This window comes from Streptomyces sp. MS191 (assembly GCF_008042125.1).
GTDB lineage: Bacteria > Actinomycetota > Actinomycetes > Streptomycetales > Streptomycetaceae > Streptomyces.
In genome coordinates this window covers 73,355-76,046 of record NZ_RDBI01000081.1, presented here as the reverse complement: position 1 = coordinate 76,046, position 2,692 = coordinate 73,355, and the positions used below count along the sequence as shown (strand labels likewise).

The 2,692-nt window shown below is 74.7% G+C and carries 3 protein-coding genes; all 3 read right to left on the bottom strand.

Annotation, left to right across the window (positions count from 1 at the left end):
- Positions 1 to 68 precede the first annotated feature (68 nt).
- Entirely contained in the window at positions 69 to 587 is a 519-nt protein-coding gene (locus EAO71_RS34510) for an O-acetyl-ADP-ribose deacetylase (RefSeq protein WP_147981766.1), read from the bottom strand.
- 108 nt (positions 588 to 695) lie between these two features.
- A complete protein-coding gene (locus tag EAO71_RS34505; protein WP_147981765.1) occupies positions 696 to 2,117 on the bottom strand; it encodes a phytoene desaturase family protein in 1,422 nt (473 codons plus the stop codon).
- A gap of 63 nt (positions 2,118 to 2,180) precedes the next feature.
- On the bottom strand, positions 2,181 to 2,692 hold a 512-nt coding region (locus EAO71_RS34500), incomplete at its 5' end, for an inositol monophosphatase family protein (protein ID WP_315986632.1).

Genomic DNA, 2,692 nt, shown 5'->3' with positions numbered 1-2,692 from the left:
GCTGGACTGAGCTGCGCAGCCGGAGCGAACCGCGCCACGCGCGGCGCGGTTCGCTCCGGCTGCGCAGCTCAGTCCAGCAGGGCGGCGAACGCCGCGTACGCCGGCTCGTCGAAGAGGACGAAGCGAACCTCCTCGACCGCCGTCTCCGTCGCCCGCACCGTCTCCAGCGCGATCCGGGCGCCGTCGTCCATCGGCCAGCCGTAGACGCCGGTCGAGATCGCCGGGAAGGCCACCGTCCGCGCCCCGAGCCCGTCGGCGACGCGGAGCGACTCGCGGTAGCAGGAGGCGAGCAGCGCGGAGCGGTCCTCCTCGCGGGACCAGACCGGACCGACGGTGTGGACGACCCAGCGGGCGTCCAGGCGGCCCGCCGTGGTGGCGACCGCCTGCCCGGTCGGCAGGCCGCCGCCGTAGTGGCCGGCGCGCAGCCTGCGGCAGTCCTCCAGGACGGCCGGGCCACCCTTGCGGTGGATCGCACCGTCGACCCCGCCGCCCCCGAGCAGGGAGGAGTTCGCCGCGTTCACCACGGCGTCGACGTGCTGCTCGGTGATGTCCCCGCGGACCAGCGTGATCTTCGTCGGATGCGTCATACGTCCATCATCGCGCCGCACCCACCGGCGCCGCCGACCCTTTTCCGCGGCCTCGCCTCCCGTCCACGACGGCCTTGCCCCCGACGGCCTGTCCTCCGCCGGCACTCGTCAGCGGCGGGCCGCGCGCAGCCGCCGCCAGACCGCCTTGGCCGCGTTGTGCCCGGACATGCCGTGGACACCCGGCCCCGGCGGGGTGGCGGAGGAGCAGAGGAAGACCGCGGGATGCGGGGTGCCGTAGGGGAAGAGGGACAGCTTGGGCCGCAGGACCAGCTGGAGGCCGCGGGCGGCGCCGCAGGCGATGTCGCCGCCGACGTAGTTCGCGTTGCGGGCGGCGAGCTCGGGGGGTCCCGCGGTCGCGCGGGCGAGGACCCGGTCGCCGAAGCCGGGGGCGAAGCGCTCGATCTGGCGCTCCACGGCCTCGGTGAGGTCGCCCTCCCAGCCGTTCGGCACGTGCCCGTACGCCCAGAAGACGTGCTTGCCCTCGGGCGCGCGGGAGTCGTCGACGAGACTGGGCTGGGCGGTGATGAGGAAGGGGGTCTCCGGCGCCGTGCCGGAGGACGCCTGGTGCAGCGCGGTGGCGATCTCGCCGCTGGAGGGACCGATCTGGACGGTGCCCGCCCGGCGGGGCTCCTCCGCCTTCCAGGGGACGGGTCCGTCCAGCGCGTAGTCGATCTTGAAGACGCTGGCGCCGTAGCGGTAGGCGTCGTAGTAGCCGCCGAAGCCGGCGATCCGGGCCAGGGCGGTGGGCGAGGTGTCGAAGACGTAGGCGCGCGCCGGCGGCAGGTCGTCGAGCCGCTTGACCTCGTAGTCGGTGTGGACGGCGCCGCCCAGGTCCTTCAGGTACGCGGTGAGGGCGTCCGCGATGGCCTGGGAGCCGCCGCGGGGCAGCGGCCAGCCGCCCTCGTGCGCGGCGAGCGCGAACACCAGGCCCACCGCCGACGTGGCGAACCCGCCGAGCGGGGCGATGACATGGCCGACCAGCCCGGCGAACAGGGCGCGCGCCTTGTCGTCCTGGAAGCGGCGCAGCAGCCAGGTCGACGGCTGCAGGCCGTCGAGGCCGAAGCGGGCGAGCGTGACCGGGTCGCGGGGCAGGGCGGTGAGCGGCAGGGACATGAAGTCCCGTACGAGGGTGTCCCACTTGCCGAGGTAGGGGGCGACCAGCCGCCGGTACGTGCCCGCGTCACGCGGCCCGAAGGAGGCGGCGGTCTCGGCGACGGACCGGGACAGCACGGCGGCCGTCCCGTCGTCCCAGGGGTGGGCCATGGGCAGCCGGGGGTGCAGCCACTCCAGGCCGTACCGGTCCAGCGGCATGGTCTTGAAGACGGGCGAGCCGACGCCCAGCGGGTGCACGGCGGAACAGGGATCGTGCCGGAATCCGGGGAGGGTCAGCTCCTCGGTCCTGGCACCGCCACCGACCGTGGACTTGGCCTCGAACACGGCCACGGAGAAGCCCCGGCGGGCCAACTCCACAGCGGCGGTCAGCCCGTTGGGTCCCGCCCCCACGACGACGGCATCGAGCATCGACGGCACCTTCGGACTCCTTCGTCAGCCGATGGCCAGGGCTCCCAGGATATTCCTGTGCTCCGACGGCCTTTATCGGCCCCGCAGCAGTGTCCGGATCCGGTCGCCCGTGACCGTGTCGCGGGCCGCGGTGAACGGCAGCGCGTTGCCCCCGGTGATCCGGAACGGTTCGCCCGCGACCGTCGTGTGCGTCCCGCCCGCCTCGGTCACCAGCAGCAGTCCGGCGGCGTGGTCCCAGGCGTACTCCCAGGAGAAGGCCGTGGCGTCGAGCGCGCCGCGGGCGACGTCGAGGTACTCCAGACCGGCGGAGCCGCACGGCCGGGCGTGGACCCCGTCCGCCCGCAGCCCGAGCAGGGCGGCCTTCTGGTCCGGGGTGGTGTAGTCGGGGTGCGAGGTGGCGACCTCCAGGGTCGCCGAGGGGGACGGCGCCCCGGAGCGTATGGGGCGGCCGTTGAGCGTGGCACCGCGTCCGCGGACCGCGACGGCCATCTCCTCCCGTGCCGGGGCGAACGTCCAGGAGGCGAGGAGTTCGCCGCGGAGCGCCAGCGCGACCAGGGTGCAGAAGTCGGGCTCGCCGCGCACGA